At 59.7% G+C, this 25,867-nt stretch carries 26 protein-coding genes; 3 read left to right on the plus strand and 23 right to left on the minus strand.

What is annotated here, in order from left to right; all coding sequences use genetic code 11:
• Window positions 1-7 precede the first annotated feature (7 nt).
• The 17 genes from mshL to Azoinq_RS04785 all read right to left on the minus strand — a co-directional run bounded on the left by mshL (window position 8) and on the right by Azoinq_RS04785 (window position 19,023).
• A complete protein-coding gene (gene mshL, locus Azoinq_RS04705; RefSeq protein WP_232368560.1) occupies window positions 8-1,741 on the minus strand; it encodes a pilus (MSHA type) biogenesis protein MshL in 1,734 nt (577 codons plus the stop codon).
• Entirely contained in the window at window positions 1,738-2,136 is a 399-nt protein-coding gene (locus tag Azoinq_RS04710) for a general secretion pathway protein GspB (RefSeq protein ID WP_216131748.1), read from the minus strand. The genes mshL and Azoinq_RS04710 overlap by 4 nt, the downstream gene beginning before the upstream one ends.
• Window positions 2,133-2,840, minus strand: a complete 708-nt coding sequence (gene gspM, locus Azoinq_RS04715; RefSeq protein ID WP_216131745.1) for a type II secretion system protein GspM — start codon at window positions 2,838-2,840, stop codon at window positions 2,133-2,135. Before gspM ends, Azoinq_RS04710 begins: the two co-directional genes overlap by 4 nt.
• On the minus strand, window positions 2,837-3,565 hold the full coding sequence (locus Azoinq_RS04720) for a PilN domain-containing protein (RefSeq protein WP_216131742.1): 729 nt from the start codon (window positions 3,563-3,565) through the stop codon (window positions 2,837-2,839). The genes gspM and Azoinq_RS04720 overlap by 4 nt, the downstream gene beginning before the upstream one ends.
• The gene (pilM, locus tag Azoinq_RS04725; RefSeq protein ID WP_216178448.1) at window positions 3,562-4,410 is read right to left on the minus strand and encodes a type IV pilus biogenesis protein PilM; all 849 of its coding nucleotides are present in this window, start codon (window positions 4,408-4,410) and stop codon (window positions 3,562-3,564) included. Before pilM ends, Azoinq_RS04720 begins: the two co-directional genes overlap by 4 nt.
• A 160-nt stretch (window positions 4,411-4,570) precedes the next feature.
• Complete coding sequence (locus Azoinq_RS04730) at window positions 4,571-8,362, minus strand: DUF6701 domain-containing protein (protein ID WP_216131736.1); 3,792 nt, start codon at window positions 8,360-8,362, stop codon at window positions 4,571-4,573.
• Entirely contained in the window at window positions 8,359-8,790 is a 432-nt protein-coding gene (locus tag Azoinq_RS04735; protein ID WP_216131733.1) for a hypothetical protein, read from the minus strand. Before Azoinq_RS04735 ends, Azoinq_RS04730 begins: the two co-directional genes overlap by 4 nt.
• Window positions 8,787-9,656 (minus strand): type II secretion system protein, encoded by an 870-nt coding sequence (locus Azoinq_RS04740; RefSeq protein WP_216131730.1) that lies wholly within the window; start codon window positions 9,654-9,656, stop codon window positions 8,787-8,789. The genes Azoinq_RS04735 and Azoinq_RS04740 overlap by 4 nt, the downstream gene beginning before the upstream one ends.
• A complete protein-coding gene (locus tag Azoinq_RS04745) occupies window positions 9,653-10,303 on the minus strand; it encodes a type IV pilus modification PilV family protein (RefSeq protein ID WP_216131727.1) in 651 nt (216 codons plus the stop codon). The genes Azoinq_RS04740 and Azoinq_RS04745 overlap by 4 nt, the downstream gene beginning before the upstream one ends.
• Window positions 10,287-10,787 carry a pilus assembly FimT family protein gene (locus Azoinq_RS04750; protein WP_216131724.1) on the minus strand — a complete coding sequence of 167 codons (501 nt, stop codon included), beginning with the start codon at window positions 10,785-10,787 and terminating at the stop codon, window positions 10,287-10,289. Before Azoinq_RS04750 ends, Azoinq_RS04745 begins: the two co-directional genes overlap by 17 nt.
• A gap of 176 nt (window positions 10,788-10,963) precedes the next feature.
• Window positions 10,964-12,811, minus strand: coding sequence for a hypothetical protein (locus Azoinq_RS04755; protein WP_216131720.1), 1,848 nt, complete (start codon window positions 12,809-12,811; stop codon window positions 10,964-10,966).
• 14 nt (window positions 12,812-12,825) lie between these two features.
• A complete protein-coding gene (locus Azoinq_RS04760; RefSeq protein WP_216131717.1) occupies window positions 12,826-14,346 on the minus strand; it encodes a hypothetical protein in 1,521 nt (506 codons plus the stop codon).
• A gap of 94 nt (window positions 14,347-14,440) precedes the next feature.
• Window positions 14,441-14,899 carry a type II secretion system protein gene (locus Azoinq_RS15055; protein WP_216131714.1) on the minus strand — a complete coding sequence of 153 codons (459 nt, stop codon included), beginning with the start codon at window positions 14,897-14,899 and terminating at the stop codon, window positions 14,441-14,443.
• A 41-nt stretch (window positions 14,900-14,940) separates the two neighbouring features.
• A complete protein-coding gene (locus Azoinq_RS15060; protein WP_216131711.1) occupies window positions 14,941-15,474 on the minus strand; it encodes a type II secretion system protein in 534 nt (177 codons plus the stop codon).
• A gap of 38 nt (window positions 15,475-15,512) precedes the next feature.
• Window positions 15,513-15,986, minus strand: a complete 474-nt coding sequence (locus tag Azoinq_RS04775) for a type II secretion system protein (protein WP_216131708.1) — start codon at window positions 15,984-15,986, stop codon at window positions 15,513-15,515.
• A 79-nt stretch (window positions 15,987-16,065) separates the two neighbouring features.
• Window positions 16,066-17,307, minus strand: coding sequence for a type II secretion system F family protein (locus Azoinq_RS04780; RefSeq protein WP_216131705.1), 1,242 nt, complete (start codon window positions 17,305-17,307; stop codon window positions 16,066-16,068).
• Between the two features lie 3 nt (window positions 17,308-17,310).
• Window positions 17,311-19,023 (minus strand): GspE/PulE family protein, encoded by a 1,713-nt coding sequence (locus Azoinq_RS04785; RefSeq protein ID WP_216131702.1) that lies wholly within the window; start codon window positions 19,021-19,023, stop codon window positions 17,311-17,313.
• 85 nt (window positions 19,024-19,108) lie between these two features.
• On the opposite strand from Azoinq_RS04785, the gene trmL reads away from it, so the two are divergent.
• Window positions 19,109-19,573: a tRNA (uridine(34)/cytosine(34)/5-carboxymethylaminomethyluridine(34)-2'-O)-methyltransferase TrmL gene (gene trmL, locus Azoinq_RS04790; protein ID WP_216131699.1), complete on the plus strand. Its 465-nt coding sequence runs from the start codon at window positions 19,109-19,111 to the stop codon at window positions 19,571-19,573.
• A 12-nt stretch (window positions 19,574-19,585) separates the two neighbouring features.
• On the opposite strand, the gene Azoinq_RS04795 is transcribed toward trmL, so the two are convergent.
• The 6 genes from Azoinq_RS04795 to Azoinq_RS04820 form a co-directional block, all read right to left on the minus strand.
• Complete coding sequence (locus tag Azoinq_RS04795) at window positions 19,586-20,572, minus strand: NAD(P)H-dependent glycerol-3-phosphate dehydrogenase (protein ID WP_216131696.1); 987 nt, start codon at window positions 20,570-20,572, stop codon at window positions 19,586-19,588.
• Window positions 20,573-20,656: 84 nt separating this feature from the next.
• Window positions 20,657-21,121, minus strand: coding sequence for an SH3 domain-containing protein (locus tag Azoinq_RS04800; RefSeq protein ID WP_216131693.1), 465 nt, complete (start codon window positions 21,119-21,121; stop codon window positions 20,657-20,659).
• A 20-nt stretch (window positions 21,122-21,141) separates the two neighbouring features.
• Entirely contained in the window at window positions 21,142-21,609 is a 468-nt protein-coding gene (gene secB, locus Azoinq_RS04805) for a protein-export chaperone SecB (protein ID WP_216131690.1), read from the minus strand.
• Between the two features lie 31 nt (window positions 21,610-21,640).
• Complete coding sequence (grxC, locus tag Azoinq_RS04810) at window positions 21,641-21,901, minus strand: glutaredoxin 3 (RefSeq protein WP_216131687.1); 261 nt, start codon at window positions 21,899-21,901, stop codon at window positions 21,641-21,643.
• Window positions 21,902-21,903: 2 nt separating this feature from the next.
• Entirely contained in the window at window positions 21,904-22,317 is a 414-nt protein-coding gene (locus Azoinq_RS04815) for a rhodanese-like domain-containing protein (RefSeq protein WP_216131684.1), read from the minus strand.
• A 60-nt stretch (window positions 22,318-22,377) separates the two neighbouring features.
• Window positions 22,378-22,695 carry an ArsR/SmtB family transcription factor gene (locus tag Azoinq_RS04820; protein ID WP_216131681.1) on the minus strand — a complete coding sequence of 106 codons (318 nt, stop codon included), beginning with the start codon at window positions 22,693-22,695 and terminating at the stop codon, window positions 22,378-22,380.
• Between the two features lie 215 nt (window positions 22,696-22,910).
• Between Azoinq_RS04820 and Azoinq_RS04825 the strand changes: the two genes are divergently transcribed.
• Together Azoinq_RS04825 and Azoinq_RS04830 are read left to right on the plus strand one after the other, a co-directional pair.
• On the plus strand, window positions 22,911-24,413 hold the full coding sequence (locus Azoinq_RS04825) for a murein hydrolase activator EnvC family protein (RefSeq protein ID WP_216131678.1): 1,503 nt from the start codon (window positions 22,911-22,913) through the stop codon (window positions 24,411-24,413).
• Window positions 24,414-24,426: 13 nt separating this feature from the next.
• Window positions 24,427-25,845, plus strand: a complete 1,419-nt coding sequence (locus Azoinq_RS04830; protein ID WP_216131675.1) for a S41 family peptidase — start codon at window positions 24,427-24,429, stop codon at window positions 25,843-25,845.
• Window positions 25,846-25,867: the final 22 nt, after the last annotated feature.

The following is a 25,867-nucleotide window of genomic DNA, read 5'->3' on the forward strand; positions in this document are numbered from 1 at the left end:
GGTCACCTCAAGGCTGGCTACGGGGGGGATTCAAATCCTCCAGCCGGCTTTCCGTGGCTTCCAGATCCCCCTTCCAGTCTTCATCGTCCTGGATCACGGTGGGCTTGATGAGGATCACCAGTTCCCGCTTGCTCAAATTCTTGGAGCGCTGACCGAACAGATTGCCCACCACGGGAACGGTGGACACACCGGGCAAGCCACTTCGCGTGTCATCCTGATCCTGCTTCATCAAGCCGCCGATGGCCACAATATTGCCATCCCGCACCCGAACGATACTGTCCGTCTCGCTCACATCGCTACTGGCCATGGGTAGCTGGTAATTGCCCATGGAGCCCAAATTGATGGTGCGGTTATCCTGGGTCACCACCGCAATGGAGGGATGGATGTGCAGGGTAATCATGGAATCGTCGTCGATCTGGGGCGTCACATCCAGGGAAATACCGGAGAAAAAAGGCTGCAGGGTAATGGACGGAGTGGTCACCGTCCCGCTGCCAGAAGCGGTGGTAGTGCTGCTCACGTTAGTCACGTAGTAATTATCCGTACCCACCTTCAGCACTGCCTTTTGATTGTTGATGGTAGCGATGCGGGGATTGGACAACACATGAACGGTCCCCTGGGTATCCAGGAAATTAAGCAGGGCGGCAAAATTCCGGGTTTGTAGGGCTAAACCCGAGAAGCCGCCCCCCAAGGTATTGGTACCGGTGGTCGCCAAAGCGCCCTGGGCCACGGCCACCGTACCATTGGCGGTGGTAGCCCCAATGGTGGTGCCTGCTGGCCCCAGGGCTGCGTTGTTGCCCGCCACACCGATGGCCACATTAGGGCTGTTGCCCATTTTGAAGGAGCTCCAATTTACCCCGGCCTGATAGGAGTCGTTCAGGCGAACGTCCAGGATTTTGGCTTCCAGCATCACCTGGCGTTCGATCACCAGCTGGGTAGCTTTCAGATACTTTTCCACCTCCCGCATTTCCGTGGGGAAGGCCTTCACCACGATAACCCCGGACATAGCGTTGAGCACCACGCTGCGACCGTTTTCGTTGCCCACAATGGCCTCCAGGGAGGTCTTCAGATCCGGCCAGAAATCCGCGTCCTGGGTGGTAAAGACCCGGGCTGCGTCCTGGGCCCGGGTGCCCGCCGGGCTGTTGGGGTCGTTGGTGGTCTGGGTGCCCGTATTGCTGCCCGTACTGGTACCGCTCCCGGAGGTGCTCCCCGGAGCCACCACGCTGATGGAGCTGGAGGTGACCCGCACGTCGCTGGTCCCCCGACGCCGCCCGGACAAGTAATTCACCTTGAACACCCGGGTTTGCAGGGTGTTGGGCATGACCGTGATACGGGTACCCTTCACCCGATAATCGTAGCCGTACAAATCCCGCAGGGAATCCAGGGCTTCTTTCAGGGTGACATTTTTCAGGCTAATGGAAATGGAGCCTTCCACTTCCGGCGGCACCAGCATGCTGTAACGGGTGCCGGACACCAGGGCCATGAACACCTGGGGCGCAGGGGCGTTGCTGACGGAAAGGTCAAAGCGGGATTCATGCTTGCTGGGGGCCGGCATATCCACCTGGATGGGAGGCAGCAGGGCCTGGCTCACCGCATCCACGGAATCCTTCTTGCCCGCGCTGGCAATGGCCCCCTTCATCTCGGACTGAATCTGATCGTAGGTGGCCCCCGGGCGCCCGCCAATATTGCTGCAAGCCGCCAGCACCCACGCCAGACCAATTGCCAGATATGCGCTCTTCATCATGCACCGCCCCTATTTTTCTTGCTGTCCTGCCGAATCAGCGGAGACTTGACCGTTTGTTTCGCCACATCGGGCGTCAGATAGAGCACCTGAAGCCCCCCCGGCCCGCGCAACACGACCCGGTTCTGGGTAACCCGCACCAGGGTGGCGTCCCCCACCTTATCGCCCTGCATTACGGTCATGCCGTTGATCACCGCCACGGACTTGCGGCCATGGCGATACAAAATGGATTGCAACACCGGCGCCGCCCCTTCCCCTTCCGGGGCGCTTTCCCCGCTCGCCACGCTAGCGGGAGGCCGGGTGGGGTCCGCCAGACCGTCCTCCGCGAAAGCGGCTCCGGTCCAGAAAGCGCCCAGAAAGCCCAGCAGTACGGCAGCTTGCCAAAATTCTTGTTTCATAGCTTCAACCACACCTTGTCCAGACTCAGGGTATAGACCCGCAAGGTCAGTACGGTTTTGGGATAGGCATCCACTTTGAAGCTTGCCTGATCCCACAATAATCGCTCCGGTGCCTGCTCCAGCTCGGACAGATAGCCCAAGAGATCGGCGTAGGAGCCCACCAGTTTCAACTCCACCCCGTGCCGGTAAATATTGCCCGAATCTTCCCCCTTGGCGACCAAGGCTGGGGCCGGGGAGCCCCCATTCGGGGCTTTGCCGTCATCCGCCTTCTTGGGCCGTTGCAGCACCGGCTCCGGCGCCAGGGTTTGCAGGGATTGCAGGCGAATTCCCTTGCGGTGGCTGAGGAGATGCTCCAGCAGGGCATCCATGGCTTCCGGCCGCACCAGGGTGGCATCGTACTCATGGAGCTTGGCGTCCGCGTCGTCCAGTTCCTTTTGCAGACGCGCCATCTCCTGCTTATGGGTCTGGGTCAGGGAAGCCGCTTCCAGGGAAAGGTTCTTGATCTGTTGCTGGGTCGTCTGCAAGTCCGCCTGGCTTTGATCCGCCCCACTGGTTTGGGCGTTAACCTTTCGGCTCAGGGGAGTCAGGGCCAGCCCATCCATCAGGGAAAACAGGCAGACCAGCACCACGCCAGCCAGCAGGGCCCGTTCCCGTCGGCTACGGGCCTCAAATTTTTCGACCAGGGCTTTCCAATCCAGGGTCACGACTTACCTCCCACGGACGTGGATGCCGCCGGGGCGCTCACCGCACCACCTTTGGAATCGCCAACCGGGGGCACTGCGGCCACGGGCTTCAATACAAATTCCAGGTAATTGGCCGGAGTACCGGCCTTCGCCGTCCCGGCCCCACTATCGCCGCCCTCCTTCTTGCCGTCGGCATCCTCCGGCGTATTCACTTCCAGGGCGGAAAACTGAATGTTCTTGAAAACTTCTTCCTGTTCCAGGTGCCGGATGTATTCGGCCAGTACGGACTGGTCCGTCATCCGGCCCCGAATCTCGATCCCCGTACCACCTGCCCCCACGGTAAAGCCGGTCAGCCACAGGCCGGACACGGTGCGCTTGGCCAAACCGCGGAAATAGTCGGAAAAGCCCTTACCCTCTTCCGGGGAGCCTTTCGCCAGGTTATCCAGGATTTGCTTCCGGTCATCCACCCGCCCCTGAAGCGCGTCCCGGGCCTGGATCAAGACCGGGTTCTTACGGGCATCATCCACCTGCTTGGAGAGGGTATCCAGAATCGCCCGCTGCTTCGCCAACTCGGCGGCGGTTGTCTGGGCCCGGGCGGTTTCACGATGCAGGCGATAGGTCTGGATGCCCATCCAGGCGAAAAGCACTACGGCCAGGGCAACCGCCGCCACTAGGGTATTGCGGGCAGTTAGCCAATCCTTGACCGGCAGCAGGGCCCGATTGCAGAGATTTACCTGTTGGCTCATGACGAAAACGGCCTCAAGGCGGCCCCTATAGCCAACAGGGCAGAAGCCTGGACTTCAGGGCGCAGCAAATCCGGTTGCAGGGACAAATCCATCACATTGGAGAGGGCAAAGTTTTCCACCGGCACGTAAACGCTTTCCGCCAGTTCCTTTTGCAGTTCTTCCGCTCCAGGCAAGGGGCCCAGGTACAGGCGATCAATGGGCAGGTGGCCGAATTGGCGATCAAAGGTATCCAGGGTGCGCTGGATTTCCAGCACTACCCGTTCATAGAGCTGGGCCCGGCGCTCCCCATCCGCCTGACGCAGACTGGCCAGGGAAACTTCAATGCGTCGGGAGGCGTAAAGGTCGCCGCCCCCGGAGAAGGTCAGCAAGCCCCCCTCATCGCTGAGGCTGAAAAACGCTACACCCCGTCCCGGCTTTTCACACAGGATGGCCAGGTTACGCTGGGCCATTTCCGGAATATCCACCACGGCCAAATCCAGCTTGGCTTCGGCAAACGCCAACATGAGTGGACGCAAGGCACTGTTATTGGCGGCCACCGCATAGAGCTGACCGGGGCGTCCAGGGGCACCGGGAACGGTAAACACGTCCAGGGAAGCATCTTCCACGGGAAATCCCAAAGCGTCCTTGATCTGCCAGCGGACCGCCTCTTTCACTTCATCCACCGCCACTCCGGCGGGGGCCTCGGTCTGGACCAACTGATAATCCCCAGGCAACAACAGGGTAGTACAGCGGTAAGCGCCCCCCAGGGCTTTGCCCAGACGCAACAAATCCTGGGCCAGCACATCGCCCCGCTCGAAACTGGCAAAGGTCTCCACTTGGGGCAGGTTATCGGTGATTTGACGCACCCGAACCACATCTATCCTCCCTGGATAGACATTGACCGCCTGCCACCCTGCCGTACCGCCCGGTTTTTTACCTATAAACGGAAGTCCCATAGGGTTTTCTTCATGTTTTATGGGAGAAGGATAGCATAGCCCCCTAATAACACTCAGGAATTATTTCTCTTTAGTAGCGTTCCCGCATATAGATATAGGGGGCTTTGGAAGACCCGAAACGCAAGCGAGCATTAGGATCTTGGTAATAGGCGGCAGCATTGCGACAAGAGGTCGCCGGCCCCCAAAAACCGCGCAACCAGGGCATGCTGGCCGGGGTCACCGTTGTGGAACCTTGTAAGGACGACACGCAGGTATTGAAGGTATCCCCCACATTGCCCAAGTCCAGGGCCACATCCATACTTCCCGAGACCGGCGTACCGCCAGAAGAGGGGGCGGAGAAGGCCAAATAGCCCTGCCCCCCGCTAAGCTGTAACTTGGACAGGGAAGAAGACAAAGCACTGGCACCCAGGGTCGTGGCCGCCACGTTGTTCGTGGCTACCGTTGTGCAATTATCCAGACCATTTAGTTGAAAACCTGTATTGGTGTAATAAAGCGCCTGCATGGGCAGGTTCAGGCCCAACAGTTCAGAACCGTAGGCGCTGAGCAGGCGCAGGACTCCGAAACGCTCCTTGGTAGCGGTGGAGGCCACCCGGTCATTGGTGCTATCCCCATCCGCGCTGAGATTCAAGGCCTTGGGGTCCAATGTCACCTGATCCGCATCTTTGGGCACCACCCCTAAAGTAAAGTTGTCGTATGGGCCGTCGGGAGACGCGGCACGAGCGAGCTGGACACAAGCAGAAAATTTCCCCTTCCCAGCAGAAAAGCTCCCAGAAGGAAGGGCACAACTTCCTACGGACGCGCTATTTACCTGGATACGCCCAGCGGGAAAAGTGGTTTTTTGCCCCCCCAAATCAATGCCCCAAAGGTTTAAATTGGAGGCGGAAACGCTGCTAGCCCCAGTAGAAGAAATCCAGTTAGCAGCCACCGTACCGTCAAGACGAGCCCAGGAAGTGGAATTGCTATCCAATTTGCTGGTGTCGTAATTCACCGTGGGAGCGTTTGCCGAATTCCTCGCGGTAAGAATAAATGCCACCTGAATCGGCTCCCCCATATAAGTAAAGCCGTCCCCATTTCTGGAGTTGCAGGTCGTTTCACTTCGATTATCTAAGGTCACTGTGTCAACATCAAAATGGTCCGGCACGAACCTACCCCACAACGACTTTTGCGAAGTAGCAATATAACAACCTACTTTATCATTATCATTATTATCAGCCTGATTCAGATAGGCCGCCCCGCTAGTCTTATCGGTATAGCAATCCTGAATACCATTTCCCTGGTCTACAGCGGTAAAAGTAGTGTCAACTATCGCGTAGGGGTTAAGAATAAAATAACCAACTTCCCCATAATTACACTTCCCGCTGGCCGTACCGCTTACCGCAGCATCGATGGCACAAGTCAAAGGAGCGGGGGAAATAGAAGAAACACCTGTACTGGCATTAAAAGATGCCCCATCAAATATATTTGAGCTATCCAAACCAGGCGTACCGGAATAGCTGGATACGATGGCTGAGTTATTATCATAAGCTTGGATGCTCACGGAAAAATCCGCCCCAGCCTTAACCACCGAAGCCGTAGCAACCGTTCCACCGCCACTGGTGGGGCCCGTCGCAGAAAAGCTCAAATAGGCCGGACGGACAGAAAATGCATCAGTAGAGCAAGCCGGACCTACCTTAGAGGGAGATGTTTGAGTAACCTGCACATGGACTATTTTATACGCACTATTTAACGTTATATCGGAGGTAAGCCAATATCCATTCTGCCCATCATGGGAACCTGCTGGAATAGTTATAGTCTGAGGCCCTCCAATCGGAGCGCCTTTACAAGCGGTTGATGAGTTACTGTCATCAAACAACTGTACCTGAACCGTCTTCGGCACACTGGTGACATATCCGGAAAGAATGCTCGTAGCAACCCCCCCTGACACGTTTAAAGCAGCAATCACTAGCTTGAATGGCTGATTTACTAGCTTCGTGAAAATATGGCCAGAAATAGCATCCATATTACCCACATTACCATTGGTGCTAGTCCAATAATAGCTATCTATTGCATTAAAAGCCCCAGCCGCCGAGCCGTTAACCGGATATATCTTTAGTGCGCAAATACGCAACCCACTCAGCTCATGATAGTTGTAATTATCCCCAGTCGACCCAGTGAACGACAATTTCCAAAAGTCAGGCACCGCATTAATAGGTGTAGTTGGTTTAAGCGAATAAATATTACCCACATTCCACAAGGACGAATAAGCCGTTGGGCAAAAATCCGTTGTACATCCAGTAGTATTTATCTGAACGTTAGCCGATTGATTCGCTGCGGTATAATTTCTTGCATCGACGACAATCTGATAATAAGTGCCCACAGAATTATTGATAGGAACCGAGTTTGATTTACCTAAGAATGGATACCCATGCAAGTAGTCATTATAAAATGAGCCTCTAGCCGCCACCACCCCCGGGAAAGACCCGGGGCCACCAGTTCTGCCTTCACTATTGTTAGAATAATTACCAAATTCATCAAACCCCACCCCTAACCATCCCCCAGCAAAACCATTTATTCCGGTCTTTTGGGCATACCCAAGAGACCCCCCAAAGGCACCGGGGTTAGGCGTAACGTAGGAATCGGACAGTACCATCGCCAGCCCGTCGGCCCCATTGCCACCATAAGCATATTGGCGAAACTCTACGGAAATGTAATTACCCGCAGCAGGGAAAACCGCACCCAAAGTTGCGGAGGTCGACTCTTTTGTAGCCGCACTGGTCAAACGCAAGCGATTATTGATGAAATTTGGAGTATAGGCATTACTCCCGGAAGAACTTACCGTCCAAGCTGAATTCAATATAGCAGAACTAAGACTAGTTCCGTTGAAGCTATCGCAATAGCAGGTGACTCCTGCTGGGACGAAGGCAGGCGTGGGGCACTGTCCCGTTGGTGCGGAACAGCGGTCATAACTACGGGAGGCATCCCCCGGGTCTGTCAAGGAATTCAGGTCGGAGGAGCACACTCCCACAACCGAACTGGATTTATCAATAGTCAAAGCGCTGGACCAGGCACCAGCGGTAACATTTCCATAGACTGTAGTATTGGTACTCAAATTAACCGTATTATTGGTCGAAATACTTACAGAGTTAGTAGATGTACCAATAGTGCTCCCCCCAACCGAAATAGCGACACCATTTCCGCCCGCGACACTTCCTGACGGAATAGTCGTATTGGCAATACTAATGGTTCCCGCACTCGCCGTCACATTCCCGGTAACCGTACTCCCGGTCAAGGTTACGCCACTACTATTGCCATTGGCTCCGCTATTTAAAGTAGCGCCACTAGCAAAAACACCGTTACCACTTACAGCACCAGAAATAGTACCACCGGTAATAGACACTTTACCGCTACTATCGGTCACAGCGCCCGTTACACTGGTGTTTGTTAAGGTAAGGCCATTACCCTTTGCAGTCACATCGCCATAAATAATGCTGGAACTACCCGAATTAGGCTGATTGGCCGCCATGGAATTATTTGAGACGGAAATATCAACGCTATCGGTGGGGTCCCCGATAGTATTATTTCCATCCAGAACCAAGGTTCCAGAAGAAATCACAAGGGCAATGGAAGTTGACGCAGAAATAGTATCTCCATTTTTTAATTCAATACTTCCTGAGCAGGTGAACTGCGAATTGCCATATGTCCAGGTACCATTATTGCAATTCGGTAGATTGCTGGTCAGCCACCAGTTCCACCAATTAGCAGAAAAATAGTAATCCGTAGCACAGGCTAACGGAGAAACAAAAAAAGTTACCAACAGCAGCAAAACGGCTACCGACCTACGTTCAAAAAATTGTATGAACCGCCATTTCAGTAAATAATTCATAGCGTCACCTCAATTCTTCGCTCGATATAGCCAGCACCCGGATTAGTGGTATTGGGACAAGCCCCGTTAGTCGGTTGATTACAGGCCACGGCTACAATGGAATAGACCACGGGATTGGAAACGGCCGCCGTACAGGTCACAGACACCGTAAATCCGGATAAGGTCGGCGCCGCCGGGGAAAAAGACTGGGGGGTAGCCACACAGGAGCCGTTGATGGATTGCCGATAAAGCCCCCATTCAATCCCGGCTCTGGCCGCCTGATAGGCCTGGCTCCCCTGGGCTTCCATCCCCAGCCGGGCGTTTTCTCCGGAAAAGAGATTGACCATGGCCGCCGCAATGGCGGCTAAGACCACAAGAATAAACAGGGCGGTGGCGATGGCAAAACCCGCCGAGCGCTTCTGTAGCAACACTTTCCTTGGCGTACTCATGGGGTGTTATCCACGTGGATTTCCCGGAACAGGCTAACGCAGTCACCGCCCCCCTGCCCCGCAGCGGAAGAGACATTCAGGGTGATACTCAACAGGCCGGAACGGGTGGCCCCCGGGTTGTTGGTGTAATTCACCGAACAGGTGATATGGTCCGCGACCATGGCCGAGCTGCCCGCTCCGGTCTGGCCGCTGAATCCATATTTCCAGTAGCGCATCAACTTGCCCCCATTACTCTGAGGGCAGGCCCCATTGGAGATGGCAGCCGGACAGGTATAGGCCACCGCCTGCTGGCTGGCGGGGACCACCTGAAAGCGGCTATTGGGGGATGGCAGGGGGGGGCTTTGGGCGGCAAAGGGATTGGCGCTGAGGGTCACCGTATTACCGGCAATCTTGCTGATGGCCGCCCGATTGGTGCCTGCATAGGCATTGCCCGGGTTGTCCCCGATGTTGAAGACCACGATGGAATCCCCCACTGCCATGCCCTGGGGCATGGGCCCCACCACATCGAAGGAGGTGGCAGCGGTATTGGTGAAATCCAGGGGGTTGCCTGCCTGTCCATCCCCCATATCCCGGTAACGGCCGCCCCCGCTGGTCATAATGAACTCAATGGTATTCACGCCCCCTGCCTGGGTAACCCGCAGGGAATTGGGCAGGGCCAAGTGCACGTCCCGGGATAAACGGCGCAGCGCGGTATCCGCCACATCGGTCATATCCGCCCGGCGGGAGGAATCCATATAGGTGACGAAGGGCAAGCGCATGACGGTGGCGACAATAGCCACCAGAATGCCCATAACCACCATGGACACAATGGCTTCGACGAGGGTGAAGCCCCCCTGGCGGAGGATCGGTTGGAGAGGGGTATTCATGGCAAGGTCGTGGGAGCGTAGCGGGCCCGGTAGCCTTCCAGGGTGACACTGGCCGCCCCGTTGGTAACCGTTACCCGGATACGCAGTACGTTCATGGTGGAAGCATCGTTGGCAGAGGCGGGAGCGGCGGATCCAATCTGGGCGCCCCCAGGCCCCAGGGCTTCCGGGATTAGCTGGATGGAAGCGGAATACCCGGCCGGGCTCGCCCCAATGCCAGTCAGGTCCGGGATGGGGCTGGCCAGGGTATAAACGCCGCCGTTGGCGGTGGCATAGTCCGGCACGTTGTTGAAGGGATTGGTGCTACTCCCCCGCTGTTCCCCATTGGCCGGGCCCAGGCCCTGGACCATGGAGCTACATCCGGTACCGCCCTTGGTGGCGGATGTAGCCGTGGCCGCTTGAGCGTCCGCCGGGTCGCAGTAGGTGAAAGGCTGCATTTCCACCTCTTCCAGCAAGGCTTCCGCAATGGCCAGGCACTGCTTCTGCACCAGGGGGTCCGTATTGCTGCGGGTCACGTAATTGATGACGGAGAGTATGCCCAGCAGACCCACGCTCACCACCACAATAAAGACCAGCAGCTCAATCAGGGTCATGCCCCGGGCCTGGGCCGCCCCCACCCAACTGGGGCGAAAACTATTGGACGGAGCCATGGACATAGCCACTCTCCCCTTCCACGGTGACGCTCCAGGTGCCGCCCCTATTGATCTTATAAATTTGGGGGTCCACCAAGTTTCCTTTTTCGTCGGCCGGACGGCCCAGGGGGTCAAACTGGAGGCTAGCAGGCCCGGTGAGGGTCACCCCGGCGCCGGGGCAAACCTGATTGGTAACGTTGGCCGCACAATGACTATCCGCCACGGGCAGGGCCACCCCCACCCCTTTGTCGCCACAGGCGGAGCAGCTGCCCCCGGTATCAAAAGGTAGATTGTTGCCGTCCTGTAGTACGGCCAAACTACTGTCCTGCAACAACTGAACGCAGACACAACGACGGGAAGAAATGGCCAGCTGGTGGGCGAACTGGAGGGTGGAGCGGACCCGGTCGTAATAGCCCCGGTCTTCCACGGAAAGCATACTCAGCTTGGGGCCGATCACCGCCGCCAGGATGCCCACGATGACAATGGTGGTAATCAGCTCCACCAGGGTAAATCCCCGGCTGGGAACGGGGCCCGGCCCAATCCCGGCCCGCCTCCCGGTGCCAGCGGTACGGCGACGGCTCCCTTTCCCGACGATGCAAGCAAGCACTGCGCGCACTCCCTTTTTAGCCTTCCCCTGGGAGGAAGTATAACGGAACCACTCCGGCCCCATTCCGTTCCCTAGGGCTGGCAGACCTTCAAATCCGGGGCTTTCTGCCCTTCCGCCTTAGCCAGGGCCTTTGTCAAAGCCGCCAGCGCCTCTTCCGCCCCGGATTTCTTCTCCTTTTCCGCCGGGGTCCTGGTCCCCCGGGCAGCTAGGGCTAAATAGCGGCAAGCTTCTTCCGTCTTCCCCCGGGCCAGCAGGGTATTACCCAGCAGGCGCCGGGTAACCGGCTCCCCGGGCAGCACTTGCAGGGCGGCCCGCAGCTTGGCTTCCGCCGCGGCCCCCTTACCCGCCAGCCCCAGGTTAATGCCCTGAAGATTCAGACAGGTGCCCTTGAGGGGTGCCGGTATGGCCGCTTTTCCCCCCAAGGCCAGCACCTGATCACAACTGTGGGCGGCGGCGTTCAGGTCATTGCGCCCCAACTCCATGGCAATCATTTTCGCCAATACGGGGAAATTACCCGGATGTTGCTGGGCAAACTCCGCCAAGCTAGCTTCCCCTTCCTTGCCCTTGGCCAGCTGAAGAAAGCCCATGGCCCGGTTAATGGCCACATAGCCCGAATCCGGGTTATCCAACTGGGCCCAGGTCCACAGGGTCAAATCCCGCTGCCACAGGGGGGCCGTAACGCTCACCGTGTAGGCCGCTCCCATGAGCCACAGGCCCGCCACCAACAGTTTGGCGTAGGTAAAGGCCTGACGCCGGGTCTCCGCCCCGGCAGCCACGGGGCCATCGACCCAGGCCGCCACCGCCAGGGCAAAAAAGACAGCGGGCAGCATGAGGAAACGATCCTGATAGAAGCTGTCCGCAATGGTCATGGGGCGGAGGTTAATGACGGGCACCACCGCCACCAGGGCCAGCAGGGAGTAGCCGGCGATCCGCCCCCAGGGGCCGTTCCGGGCCACGCCCCCCAGCAGCACCCAGGGCAGCACCAGAGCACCGATCAGGGCCCCCAGGGCCCAGCGGTCATGGGCAGCAATGGGCAGCAGGGTGCTATGCACCGGGGAGACGGAGGCGAAGGGAAACACCATGGTGCGGCAATAGGCCATGAGGGATTTACCCACCAGCAGGGCATGCTGCCAGGGCGTACCGGCCCCCTGGGGAATCTGACGCACCGGATGGAGCAGATAGCCCAGCACCCCGTAGCGAATGGCCAGGTAGGCCAGACCGGTGACCAGGAGTCCAAGCCAGAGGCGCCATTGGGGCAACAAACTCCGCCCCAGGGCAGCCTTCAGGGACAGGCCACCCCGACGCTGGTCGAGAAACACCAACCCCACCATGAGCAGGGGGAAGGGCGCCACGGATTCCTTGCAGAAAGCCGCCAGGAAAAAGCCCAGGCAGAGCACCACGACGGACGTCCAGCGCCCCCGGGTCAGCCGCCAGGCCCAGAGGCCGAGCAGCAGAAAAAAGGTGGCCATCAAGTCGAAGCGGCCGGAAATCCAGGCCACCGCCTCCACCAGGGCCGGGTGGAGACCGAAAAACAGGGCGCCCAAAATGGCCCCCAGAAGGGAAGCGCCGCTACGCCGGATAAAGTCGAAAAGCAGGGCCGTACTGGCCAGATGCAAGACCAGATTGGTGACGTGGGGAATGGCCGGGTTTAGCCCCCCCCAGACCCCCTCGGGGAAAAAGGAGGCCAGCGCCAGGGGCCGGTAATAGTCCGCCGAGAGCACCAGGGGCGCCCCCAGGGTCGGCCAGAAGTGACGGAAGCTACGGAAGGTGTCCCCTTTGAGGAAGAAGGTGTAGTCATCCCAGACGTAGCCGTAATCCCAGACGCCCCAGTAGGAAAACAACACCATGAACAGGCACAGGGCCAGGCCCAGCAACACCCGGTGCCGGGCCACAAAGGGATTTTCGAGAATGGAAGACATGGCAACAGGCAGTTTCAAAAAGCGGGGGCACCGGCCCCGGGGACCAGGCGCACCAGGGCGCTCCCCGGTTCTCCGGACGCCTGGAAGCGGATAATGGCTGCCCGCAAGGCGGCGGCACTGGCCCCATCCACCCCATAAAGGGAAACCACGCTGGAAGCCGGGGTAATCCGGGGCGGGGGCAGGAGCAAGACCCCCACCTTGATCCAGGAGGAAGGCCGCCGGGGAAACCAGTTATCGTAAATGAAGGCGTAGCGCACCCCGTGGGCCGCCATGAGCTGGCCCATCCAGGCCCCATCCCGGGCCGTGCGGCGGTAATTGAGGGCCTCCCGGGAGCCTAGGCCCCACAGATCCAGCACATATTGTCCCGAGTTATAGGCCATCCATCCAAGGTCGTTCACCGCTACCGGGGACTTCAGAAAATCCCGGTTCAGCAGGCTCATCTGGTATTGCTGGTCGTGGATATTGCGGGCGGCAGCGGGGGTCAGCATGGTGCAGATGCGCAGCACGGGAAAAAACCAGAGCAGCACCATCACCATCAGGACCGCCCAGACGGCCTGACCCTTGGGAAGCCGCTCCTGTTCCAGGAACCGCCCCACCATGAGGAAACCGTACATCAGGAAAAAGACCTCATAGCGGCCAAACCAGCCATAGCGCCCGCCGGCCAGATACAGCAAGGCAGGACCAAGCAGGAGGAAAAAGACCTCCTCCGCCCGGCGCCGCACCAGAAGAAATATCGTGGCTCCCAGCAACAGGACCCAGTAGGGCCACAGGGCAAAAAGATTGGCCAGAGCATTGAGGCCCATGCCGCCCAGGGGATGGCCCTGGCCCAGGACGGACTTCACCATGATGGAAGCGGGCAGATAGTCCAGACCCAGGGCCAACAAAAAGAGGGAAAAAGCCCCCAGCAAGGCGACGGAAGCGCCCAGGGAAACCAGGGACGCCTTACGCTGCCCCCGCCAGAAGGCATAGGCCAGGAGGGGCAGGGTAATGGCCCCATCCTCGTAGCGCACCAGGGGCAGCAGTACGGCCAGCCAGTAAAAGAGCGGTGGAGGCTGATCCCGGTCCCACAACGTCACCAGCCACACCACCAGAAAGACCTGGAGGGAATGTTCCAGGCCGGTAAAAACCAGTCCGTAGATATTCAGGAGATAAAGCAGGGCCAAGCTTAGGATGGCACTCCACCACCACTTCCAGAAGCGGGAGAAATAGCGAAAGAGCAGGAGGGCGGTACCGCCGCAGGCCAGGGTGTTGATAACCAAGGGCAGCCAGTCGAAATGGGGCAGCCGGGCCCAGGGGGCCAACAGAAAGGGCCACAGGATGCTGGAAGACGGCGCATCCACTTCCCCCGGATTCAGGCCGTAATGGCCCAGGTTCAGTTGTTTCGCCAGGGCCAGATGGATGTAGGGATCATCCAGGGTATAGAACATTCCCCCGCACTGGGCGTAGATCAGCCAACCCAGCCAGACTAGAGGCAGGGACAGCAACACGGCCCAGCCCAGGGAAACTTTGAGGGATGAAGAATGAGCGCCAAACATGGGCAGAAACCCGCTCCCTTTCAGGGAAATTCAAATCCAATCCAGCCAACAAAAAACGGCCCCAAGGGCCGCTTTTTGTTGGTTCGGAAACGCCCTAGCAACCGGAAGACGTAATGGTGTAGGTGGGTTGGGTGCCAGCAGCAGTAGGCGCCGTATAGCTGATATTGCAATTGGCTTGGGCCGTACCCCCCGTACCGTAGGACAGGGTATTGGTGCTCACCACAAAATTCCCTGTGCTGGTGGTATCCAGCTGGGCAGCCTTGACCAGTTCGGTCAGGCTGGTGGCATAGCCGTAAGAGGTGCTGACAGAAGTAGCCGCATCAATAGCCACAGCCGTAGCCGTGGTGGAAGCCGTAGCACCCGCCAAAGCCGCCTTGCCGTACACCATGTTATTGGCGCCTTGCAGGGCCCCTTGGGCGCCCTTGACCACCGCCACCCGGGCATCCTTGCCGAAGTCAATGAACTTGGGCAGGGCCGTGGCGGCCAAAATCCCCAGAATCACAATCACCACGATCAATTCGATCAGGGTGAAGCCCGCTTCTTTGTATTTCATCTTTTTCTCCTAAAACAAAACCAAAAATTCAAAAACACGAATTAGATACAAGGCGACGTGGTGCTCGGCAGAGTCACCACGGGAGCCACCACCACATTGCTCGCCACGGTGGCGGCTTGATAGGTGAATTGGCAGGTGGAACCCGTGGCCCCAGGCACGGCAATAGTCAGGGTGTTCCCGGCAGCAGTACCACCGCCAGAAATCACGTAATCCACCCCGGTGCCCACGGAATTACCGCCCGCCACGCCGGCAGCCGCCAGAATCCCGGCGGAATCGGCGGTGGGATACTGGGCGATACCGGTGACGCTGGTCCCTTCCATATTGATAGAGATGGCGGTACCACTATCCGCCGGGCAGGCCGTTCCGGTGCTGGTGCCCGCCTGGGTCAGGCAGGTAGCGTGATAAAGGCTGGAAGCTGCCCGCACCGCAGCAACAGCGCCTTGCAGCTTGGCGTAGCGGGCCTGTTCTTGCAGGTTCACGAAGCGGGGCAAGGCCACCGCCGCCAGAATCCCCAGGATGATGATGACCACCACCAGTTCGATCAGGGTAAAACCCTGTTGCTTGTTCCGTTTCATGCTGTCACTCCCTTTTTATTACCGTGCGCTCGATTCTGTCAGCTGCGATGCACCCGCTTTAACCAAGCGCAGGCGCAATCCCCCGCAATGCCGATGCCGTTGAAGCCCCGTCTAGCCGAGCCCCCCGAATCATATAGAACTATTTGGAACTCTACGACATTCCTTTTGTCCCCGTCCATGAAAAAGTTGTCGTGAAATCGGGGTAAATAGACGATTTTTAAATTTTTAACATCAAAAAACCAACTTCCCGGCGCCCCCGTTCCCGGGCCCAGCCAGGCACCGCTATAACCAGGTATCCGCGCCTGGAGATGAAGAAAAGGATTTTCCCCAGCCAGGCGCACCACACCGCCCTCCCCCTCCCCCACCATGCGGGTAGCCGCCGCGGCCCACAGACCGGCTTGCAGGGAATCCAGGGCAGAGGAAACCGCCGCCCGCTCCGCCGCCTCCTGAACGTCTCGCAGCCGCACCAGGAAAGCCACAGAGAGGATGCCGATCAGGGCAATCACCAACATCAGTTCCAGGAGGGTAAAGCCCTTGGCCCGGGCCTTTCCGCCCCCGCCCCCCCTCCGGCAGGCGGGGGGCAGAAAAAGATCAATGTTTGCCAAGGGCCACCCGACCCAGGTCCCAGATGGGCAGGAAAATCCCCAGGGCCAGAATGAGCACCAGCACGCCGAGACAGACGATCAGGATGGGTTCGATCTGCTGGGAAAGGTTTTTCAGGTCGTATTCCACTTCCCGCTGATACATTTCCGCCACTTCCTGCATCATGTCATCCAGGGCGCCGGATTCTTCCCCCACGGCCACCATTTGCAGCACCACCGGGGTAAATACCTTGGCGTTGGCTGCCGTGCGCAGCACCGATTCCCCCCGTTCGATGCCCTCCCGCATTTTCTCGATTTTGTCCGCCACATAGACGTTGTCCACCGTCTGGGCCACCGTACTCATGGCCTGGATCACGGGCACACCGCTACGGGTAGCCAGGGCGAAACTGCGGGCAAAGCGGGCCAGGGTGGCCCGCAGGATAATTTTTCCCGCAATGGGGAAAGAGAGTTTCCATTTATCCCAGCCGTAATGGCCCGAGGGAGTGCGAATCCAGGAGCGAAAGGCAAAGGCTGTCCCCACGGCCCCGGCCAACATCAACAGGCCGTTACTCCGAACAAAATCGGAAAAGCCGATGAGAATCCGGGTCATAAGGGGCAACTGGGCATGGAATCCCTTGAATACCGTGGCGAAAGCCGGAATCACCCAGACATTGACCACCGCCAGGGCGATGATCATGGCGGTGACCACAAAAATGGGATAGCGCAGGGCGGATTTCACCTGATTGCGCATGAATTGCTCAAATTCCAGGTGATAGAAGAGGCGGAGGAACACTTCTTCCAGGCGCCCGGTCATTTCTCCCACCCGGATCATGGCCAGATAGAAAGGGGCGAACACCTCCGGATGGCGGGCCAGGGAGGCGGCCAGTTCACGCCCCGAATCCAGGCTTTCCCGCACATCCTGCAAGACCTTGCGCAGGGCCTGACTGCTGGAGGATTCCTGCAAGCCCGCCAGGGCCCGCATGATAGGCACCCCGGCCTTGAGCAGGGCGTGAATCTGGCGGCTAAACAGGAGAATGTCCTCGTGGCGGACCTTTTCCTTGAAAAAGGACAGGCCGCTCAGCACCGACCCGCCGGCCGCGCTTTTGCCCCCCACCTTCGCGGGTTTGATTTCCAGGGGCCGCAGCCCCTGGCCGAAGAGATTGTCGGCAGCCGCCGCCGAGGTAGTGGCTTCCACCATCCCGGTGACCAGCACCCCTTGAGGGTTGCGGCAGCGATAGGCAAAGAGGGCCATGGCTTAGCCTTCTTCCTCGGTCTGGCTGGCCACCCGCATGGCTTCTTCCACCGTGGTGCGTCCCAGGGTAGCCAGGCGCACCGCATCGCTGCGCAGGGTCTGGCCGGACATCTGCCGCCGACCGGCCTGCATGAACAGGGCCGGTTCTCCCTGATTCACCGCTTCCACCATTTCGTTGGTCATTTCCAGCATTTCCCAGATGCCGGTCCGGCTCTGGTAGCCCGTGTTGCTGCAATGGGGACAGCCCTTGCCTTTGACGAAGTGGTATTGATCCACCCGATCCCCCAGCTCATAGCGCAACCATTCCCGCTCATGGGCTTCCAGTTCGTGGGGCGCCCGGCAGGATTCGCAGACCACCCGCACCAGCCGCTGGGCCAATACTAGGTGGAGGGAGAGGGCCACCATGTAGCGGGGCACCCCCATGTCCAACAGGCGGATAGGCGTGGACAGGGCATCATTGGTGTGCAGGGTAGATAGCACCAAGTGGCCCGTCATGGACGCCCGCATACCGATTTCCGCCGTCTGCTGGTCCCGCATTTCCCCCACCAGAATAATGTCCGGATCCTGGCGCAGGGCGGTGCGCAGCACCCGCTCGAAGGACAGGTCGATTTTTTCATGGACCTGGACCTGGTTAATGCCCGGCAGCCGGTATTCCACCGGGTCTTCCACGGTAATGATCTTTTTTTCCGTGGTATTCAGCTCGGACAGGGCCGCATAGAGGGTGGTGGTCTTACCGCTCCCCGTGGGGCCGGTCACCAGCACAATGCCGCTGGGCCGGTGAATGGCGTTGCGCAACCGGTTGAGCATGTGGTCCGGCATATTCATGTGGTCCAGGCCAAGAATGCCGCCGGACTGGCTGAGCAGCCGCATCACCACCGATTCCCCGTACTGGGTCGGCATGGTGGAAATCCGCACGTCCACCGGGCTGTTGCGCACCTTAATAACAAAGCGGCCATCCTGGGGCAGACGCTTTTCCGAAATATCCAGGCCGGACATGAGCTTCAGGCGCAGGGCCACGGCGGTGGCAATTTTCGGGTCCGCGTCGGTCTGGATGTGGAGAATGCCGTCGATACGGAAGCGAATGCGCAGGGAGCTTTCCTGGGGCTCGATGTGAATGTCCGAGGCCCGGGTGCGCATGGCTTCTTCAAACACGGTCTGGAGCAGCTTCACCACCGGGGCGTCTTCCGCCCCCGGGGTGAGACCCAGCAATTCGCCGAATTCGATGGGGGCATCCCCCAGCTCCGCCTTCAGTTCCTTGGCCAGGCCGGAGATTTCCTCCGTACGCCGGTAAATGCGGTCAATGGTGGCCAGCAGGTCCGTTTCCGTCACCACCGCCAGTTCAATGCCCCGCCGCACAATCCGGGTAATTTCGTCGTAGGCCAGAAGGTCCGTGGGATCCACCAGCCCCACCAGTAGGGTATCGCCCCGGTCTTCCAGGGGAATGGCGCGGAAACGCCGGGCCTGGGCTTCCGGCAACAGCTTGGTGAGCGCCCCGGCCGGGGTATAGGTGTGCAGATCCACAAAAGGAATGCGCAGCTGGCGGGCCAGGGCCTGGGAAATCTGCTCTTCGCTGACAAAACCGCTATCGACGAAAATGCGCCCCAGCTTGCGACCGCTCCGTTTCTGCTCTTCCAGGGCTGATTTCAACTGCTCATCGCTGAGCAGACCCTGCTGAATCAGCAAATCTCCCAAACGGATTTTTTCCGGCCGCGCCATAACAACTCCAATTCACCTTAAAATAGTGGCGTAATTTTATGAACTATAGCGCCTTTTTAATTTCTAACGCCACTTTGTCGAGCCCATGATCGCCATCGTTCTTTATTGCCCGGAGATTCCCCCCAACACGGGCAACATTATCCGGCTCTGCGCCAATACGGGCTGTGAATTACATCTCATTGAACCCCTGGGCTTCGCCCTGGATGACAAGCACATGCGCCGAGCCGGGCTGGATTACCATGAGTACGCCAGCATGAAGCTCCATTCTTCCTGGGAAGTCTGCCGGGCAGCCCTGGCCGGACGCCGCTTTTTTGCCGTCACCACCAAAGGCGGGCAACGCCACGATCAGCCCCATTTTACGGACCAGGACGTTTTTCTCTTCGGTCAGGAAACCCGGGGCCTGCCCCCGGAAATCATGGCCCAGTTTCCCGAGGAGCAACGGCTGCGGCTGCCCATGCGGCCGGGGCAGCGCAGCATGAACCTATCCAATGCGGCGGCCGTCATGGCCTTTACCGCCTGGGGTCAGTTGGGCTATCCGGGAGGCGTCTAAAGGGCGCCCCCTTTACAGGCCTTCCAGCTTGGGATCCCGGGCCAGGAGCTGTTCCACCGCCAGGGCCGCCGACAGGCCCCGGTGCAGCACCCCATCCACGGCCTGGGTAATGGGCATGTCGATACCCAGGCGGGTAGCCAGCCCGGCCACTTCCCGGGCCGTATTCACCCCTTCCGCCACATGGCCCAGGTCCGCCAGGATTTGCTCCAGGGTCTTGCCCTGGCCCAGGGCCAAGCCCACCCGGCGATTGCGGGACAAATCCCCGGTGCAGGTGAGAATCAAATCCCCCATGCCCGCCAGGCCCATCAAGGTTTCCCGGCGCCCCCCCATGGCCAGACCCAGGCGGGCGATTTCCGCCAGCCCCCGGGTAACCAGGGCGGCCCGGGCATTGAGGCCCAGGCCCAGACCGTCCGCAATGCCGGTGGCGATGGCCAGGACGTTTTTCACCGCACCGCCGATTTCCACCCCCACCACATCATCATTGGCATAGAGCCGCAGACGGGGAGAATGGAGGGCCAGGACGGAACGTTTGGCGAAGTCCAGATTGGTGGAGGCCAGGGTTACCGCCGTGGGCATGCCCCGGGCCACCTCATCCGCAAAACTGGGGCCGGAGAGGGCGCCGCAGCAGCGCCCTTCCCCCAGCACCTGGGCCACTACCTGATGGGGCAGGAGTGCCGTTCCCGCTTCCAGCCCCTTGCAGGCCCAGAGCAGGGGCGCCTCCGAGAGGGGTGCCAGACGGCTCAGGGTGGGCCGTAGGCCCGCCGTGGGGGTGGCGATCAACAACAAATCCGCCCCCGCCACCGCCGCTTCAAAATCGTCCCCCACCTGAATGCTGTCCGGCAGGGCCACTCCGGGCAGATAGCGCTCGTTGCGCCGGGTCCGGGCCATTTCGGCCACCTGATCGGTTTCCCGGCTCCACAGCCGGACCCCATGGGCCGGCGCGAAGGCAATGGCCAGGGCCGTGCCCCAGGCGCCGGCCCCCAGTACCGCAAGATTCATGATGTTTTTGCTTTTCCAGACAAAAGACAAAGGGCGGTCAACACTGACCGCCCACCGGTTTCGGGACCTATCGTCCCGCGGTTCCTAGAGGCCCCAGACCTGATTGTCCCGCACATAGCCGGTGGTCCCGTCCCGATGCTTGACCTGGGCCCAGCCCGGCGGCCCCACCTGCACCAGTTCCAGGGCCACCCCCTTGGCGGCGCTGAAGGCGACGGGGGCATTGGCATCGGCGGACTGGCGAATCTGGGCGGTATCGGCCGTAACCTGCACCGTGCGCCGTTCCACCAGTTCGTTTTTGGCAATCCAGCAGAGGCCTCCGTCCCGGTCCCGCACCTTGACCCAGGCTTCCAGGCTCACCACCACTTCCACCGGGGTATAGCGGCGAATCAGGTAGAGCTTTTTGGCCTTGGAGGAAGGGGCGTCGTAAAGGATGGCAGCCTCTCCGGAGGCCGGTTCCACGGAGCGGAAATCCGCCGCCCAGGCGGCGACGGCCCACAGTCCGCCCAACCCCAGGAGCAACAGGCGGCGCCAGGAAAGGTATGGGACCATGGTCATTTCCTCCCCAAAACTTATTGAATGGGCACTTCCTGATTACCGGCAGCGGCTTGTTCTTCCGCCTTGCGGGACAGGTAAAGGGCTTCAAAATTGACCGGTTGGAGCACCACCGGGGCAAAGCCCGCATGGGCCACACAGGTGGAAACCACTTCCCGAGCATAGGGGAAGAGCACATTGGGGGCGGCGATGGCCAGCAGGGGCTCCATGTTTTCTTCCGGCACGTTGAGAATGCGGAACACCCCGCCCTGACCCACTTCCGCCAGGAAAACGGTCTTGTCCTCCAGCTTGGCGGTGACGGTCACGGTCAGCACCACGTCGTAAAGGCCATCCCCCAGCCCCTTGCCTTCGCTGCGCAGTTGCACGTCCAGTTCCGGAGTTTCCCGTTGCAGGAAAATTTCCGGGGCGTGGGGCACTTCCACGGACAAATCTTTCACGTACAACTTTTCGATGGCAAAAACGGGGCTGTTTTCTTCTTGGCTCATGGAGAACTTTCCAAATCAGTTTGGTTAAAAATCAATCGTTTTGCAGCAGGGGCAGCAAATCCCCGGCCCGATCCAGGGCGTAGAGGTCATCGCAGCCGCCCACGTGGGTGTCGCCGATAAAAATCTGGGGCACGGTGCGGCGGCCGGTACGGCTCATCATCTGCTCTCGTAATTCCGGCTCCAAATCCACCCGGAGTTTTTCAATGTCGGTCACGCCCCGGGCCCGGAGCAGCTGCTCGGCCCGGACACAGTAGGGGCAAACCCCGGTGGAATACATCTGCACCGGCTTCATGGTCAGGCCTTTTTCCGGGTCAGGGGGAGATTGGCTTCACTCCAGCGGCCCATGCCCCCATCCAGGTTTTTCACCTGGGTGAAACCGGCTTTGGCCAACTGGCCGCAGGCCGTGGCGGAACGCATACCGGAAGCGCACACCACCACAATGGGGCGATCCTTATATTGGGCCAGTTCGCTGATCCGTTCCCCCAGCTTGGCCAGGGGTACGTTTTTGGCTTCCGGAATGTGGCCCCCGGCGAATTCCGCCGGGTCCCGCACATCCAGTACCAGGGCGTCTTGCCGGTTAATCAACAGGGTGGCATCCACCACCGAAATGGCGGGGCCGCCGGAGCGACGCAGCAGGGAGGCCAGAAAAGCGCCGCCGCTCACCACCACCAGGCCGACGAGAAAAATATTTTGCTTAATGAATTCCAAAACCAGCTCCATGCAGAGAAAAAAAGAGGGGCGGGATGCCACCGGAGGGTGCCCGCCGGTTTAATTTCCGTCCCGGCGGCAGAACACTTCCCGCATCATCACAATCAGTTGCAGGGTACGGGCATCCCCGACCCGGTAAAACACACGGTTGGCGTCCTTACGGGTCAGCAGCACGCCCTTTTCCCGAAGAATGGCCAGATGCTGGGAAATATTGCTTTGAGAAGTGCCCACCGCATCCACGATTTCCTGGACGCAGACTTCCCCGTCCCCAACCACGCAAAGAATTTTCAGCCGCAGGGGATGGGCAATGGCCTTGAGGGCACGGGCCGCCTGCTCGATCTGCTCTTGCTTGTCGATAAATTGATTGAGTGATTCCACTAAGGACCGCCTTCTTAACCCAAGTTACGAAACCCGTTCCCCCTGGCGTCGGCTTGGGTGGACCGTCCTGCCCCCCAGGGGCTAGAAAAAACATTATAAAATACTCCGCTAGTCTAGCCTAAGACGGGCTTGAGGAGGGTTTTCCGACCCCGTTGCGGCGGCCCCGCCCCCTCACTCCTCCAGGCCCGCCCCCCCGGTCGTCATCCCCAGCCCCCATGTCTCCCCACTTCCCCTCCGCCCCATTCCCTGCCCCCTCTTCCCCCCGTCCGCCCCATGGCTGGAGCCGTCTGGCCGCCTGCTGCCTGATGCTGATCTGGGGATTGGGGGCCATCCAGCCCGCCCTGGCGGCCAAAGAAAAGGAACGGAGCCACAAGGAAAAAGACTCGCCCCCGGAAAAAACGGCGATCCGCAGCGCCCAGAAGCAGATGAATCAGAAGCAGGGTGATTTGCAGGATGTACGGGGCAAGCTCACCCATTTGCGCAAGGAAGTGGCCACCACGGAAAAAACCCGCTCCGATGTGGCGGACCAGTTGCAGGACGTGGAGCGGAATATTTCCTCCGCCACCCGGGAGCTGCGGGATCTGGCGGATCAGCGCAATAGCCTCCAGGACAAGCTGCACAGCCTGGCGGACCAATCCCGGGTCCTGTCAGGCACCCTGGATACCCAGCAGAACCAGCTCCAGAAGCTAGTGGTCCGCCAGTACACCCGGGGGGACACGGACTCCCTGCGCCTGCTCCTGAACGGTAACGACCCCAACCAGATCGCCCGGGACATGTATTACCTGGCCGCCGTGGCCAAGGCCCGCAGTGCCTTGATGCAGCAGCTGGGAGAATCCCTCAAGCAGAAGCAGGACCTGGCGGAAGAAACCAAGCGCCAGGAAGGGGAACTGGCCCGGGTGGAAGCCAAGCAAAAGGATGAGCAGGCTCGGCTGGAAAGCCTGAAACAGCAGCGCCAGGCCACCCTGGCCCAGCTCTCGGACCGGATTGCGGACCGGCGTAAGCAGATCACCTCCCTACAACAGGACGAAAAGCATCTCTCCGACCTAGTCGCCAATCTGTCCAAGTCCATCGCCGAAGCCCAGGCCCGGGAAAAGGCCCGGGCGGAGGCCGCTGCCCGGGCACGGGCCAAGGCTGAAGCGGCAGCCCGGGCCAAAGCGGAGGCCGAAGCCAAGGCGGCGGCCCGAGCCCAGGCCCTGGCCAGGGAAAAGGCGGCCAAAGCAGGTAAGCCCCTGCCGCCGCAAAAGCCCATCCCCCGCCCGGCTCCGCCCCCCCGGGAACCGGAGCTGCAAAACGAAAAAATTCCGGAAGCCGTTCCCAGCGGCGCCTTCGCCCGCCTCAAGGGCAGCCTGCACCTGCCAGTCCGGGGCGCGGTCAGCAACCGCTTCGGCAGTAAGCGTGGCGAAGGTGGCTCCTGGAAGGGCGTCTTCGTCCGAGCTGGCGCCGGCAGCGAGGTTCGGGCAGTGGCCGGCGGCCGGGTGGCCTTCGCCGACTGGATGCGGGGGTTTGGCAACCTGCTCATCATCGACCACGGGGATGGTTACATGACCATCTACGGCAATAACGAATCCCTCTATAAAAAAGCCGGGGATACGGTGAAAGGTGGGGATGTAATCGGGGCCGTCGGCAGCAGCGGTGGCAACGGAGAATCCGGTTTATACTTTGAACTTCGCCGTCAAGGACAACCGCTCGACCCATTGCAGTGGGTGGGCTTGAAGTAGGAGAGCAGGACAGATGGGTAAGCAGTTGAAAACGGTGGGTCTGGTCAGCGTCGGCTTTGTCGCCGGGGTGCTGTTGAGCTTGCAGATTTCCGCCATGGCGGAAAAGGAAAACCGGGCGGGCCTGCCGGTGGAAGAGCTGCGCACCTTCGCGGAAGTCTTCAATGCCATCAAACAGGGCTACGTGGAGCCGGTGGAGGATAAGAAGCTCATCACCAATGCCATTTCCGGCATGCTCTCCAACCTGGACCCCCACTCCTCCTATCTGGATGCGGATTCCTTCAAGGAACTCCAGGTCGGCACCCAGGGTGAGTTCGGCGGCCTGGGCATTGAAGTGGGCATGGAAGACGGCTTCGTCAAAGTGGTCTCCCCCATTGAAGACACCCCCGCCTACCGGGCCGGGCTCAAGGCCGGGGACCTGATCGTCAAGCTGGACGACACCCCGGTGAAAGGCCTCACCCTGTCCGACGCGGTAAAGCGCATGCGGGGCAAGCCCAAGACCCCCATTACACTGACCGTGGTCCGCAAGGGGGAACAAAAACCCCTGGTGATTACCCTGACCCGGGAAGTGATCAAGGTGCAGAGCGTCAAATCCAAGCTCCTGGACGGGGCCTATGGCTATGTGCGCATCACCCAGTTCCAGGAAAATACCGGGCCTTCCCTGGTGAAGCACCTCAATGATCTCTATAAACAGGCCAAGCTGAAGGGCCTGATTCTGGATTTGCGCAACGATCCGGGCGGCCTGCTGAACGGGGCCGTGGGCGTGGCTGGCGCCTTCCTGCCGCCCAAGGCTTTGGTGGTTTCCACCAATGGCCGCCTGGCGGATTCCAAGCACGAATTCCGGGCCGTTACCGAGGATTACGCCCGCAGCGCCAAGGAAGACTACCTGCAAGGCCTGAATCCGGAAGTGAAGAAGGTGCCCATGGTGGTGCTGGTGAACGGGGGCTCCGCCTCCGCCTCGGAAATCGTCGCCGGCGCCTTGCAAGACCACAAGCGGGCGGTGGTCATGGGCACCCAGACCTTCGGCAAGGGCTCGGTGCAAACCGTGCTGCCCCTGCCCAACAACACGGCCATCAAGCTCACCACGGCCCGCTACTACACCCCCTCGGGCCGCTCCATCCAGGCCAAGGGCATTGTGCCGGACATCGAGGTGGAAGAATCCGCCAACGGTGGCAATGGCCGGGATCATCTGCTGCGGGAAGCGGATCTGGAACACCACCTGAACAACGACAAGGACAGTGGGGCCGCTAAAGATTCTGCCCTGAAGCCGGCTAAGGACCTCAAAGACAACGGTAAGACCAAGGGCAAGTCCAAGGAAGAAGACGACAAGCTGGACATGCAGCCTCCGGTGGAACCGGCCTCCAAGGACGACTATCAGGTGAATCAGGCGGTCAATCTTCTCAAGGGCCTGCAGATCATGCAGAATCGCCAGTAGCTTTTCTTGCCAGGAGGTGGGA

The sequence above is a fragment of the Azospira inquinata genome (assembly GCF_018905915.1).
GTDB classification, from domain to species: domain Bacteria; phylum Pseudomonadota; class Gammaproteobacteria; order Burkholderiales; family Rhodocyclaceae; genus Azospira; species Azospira inquinata.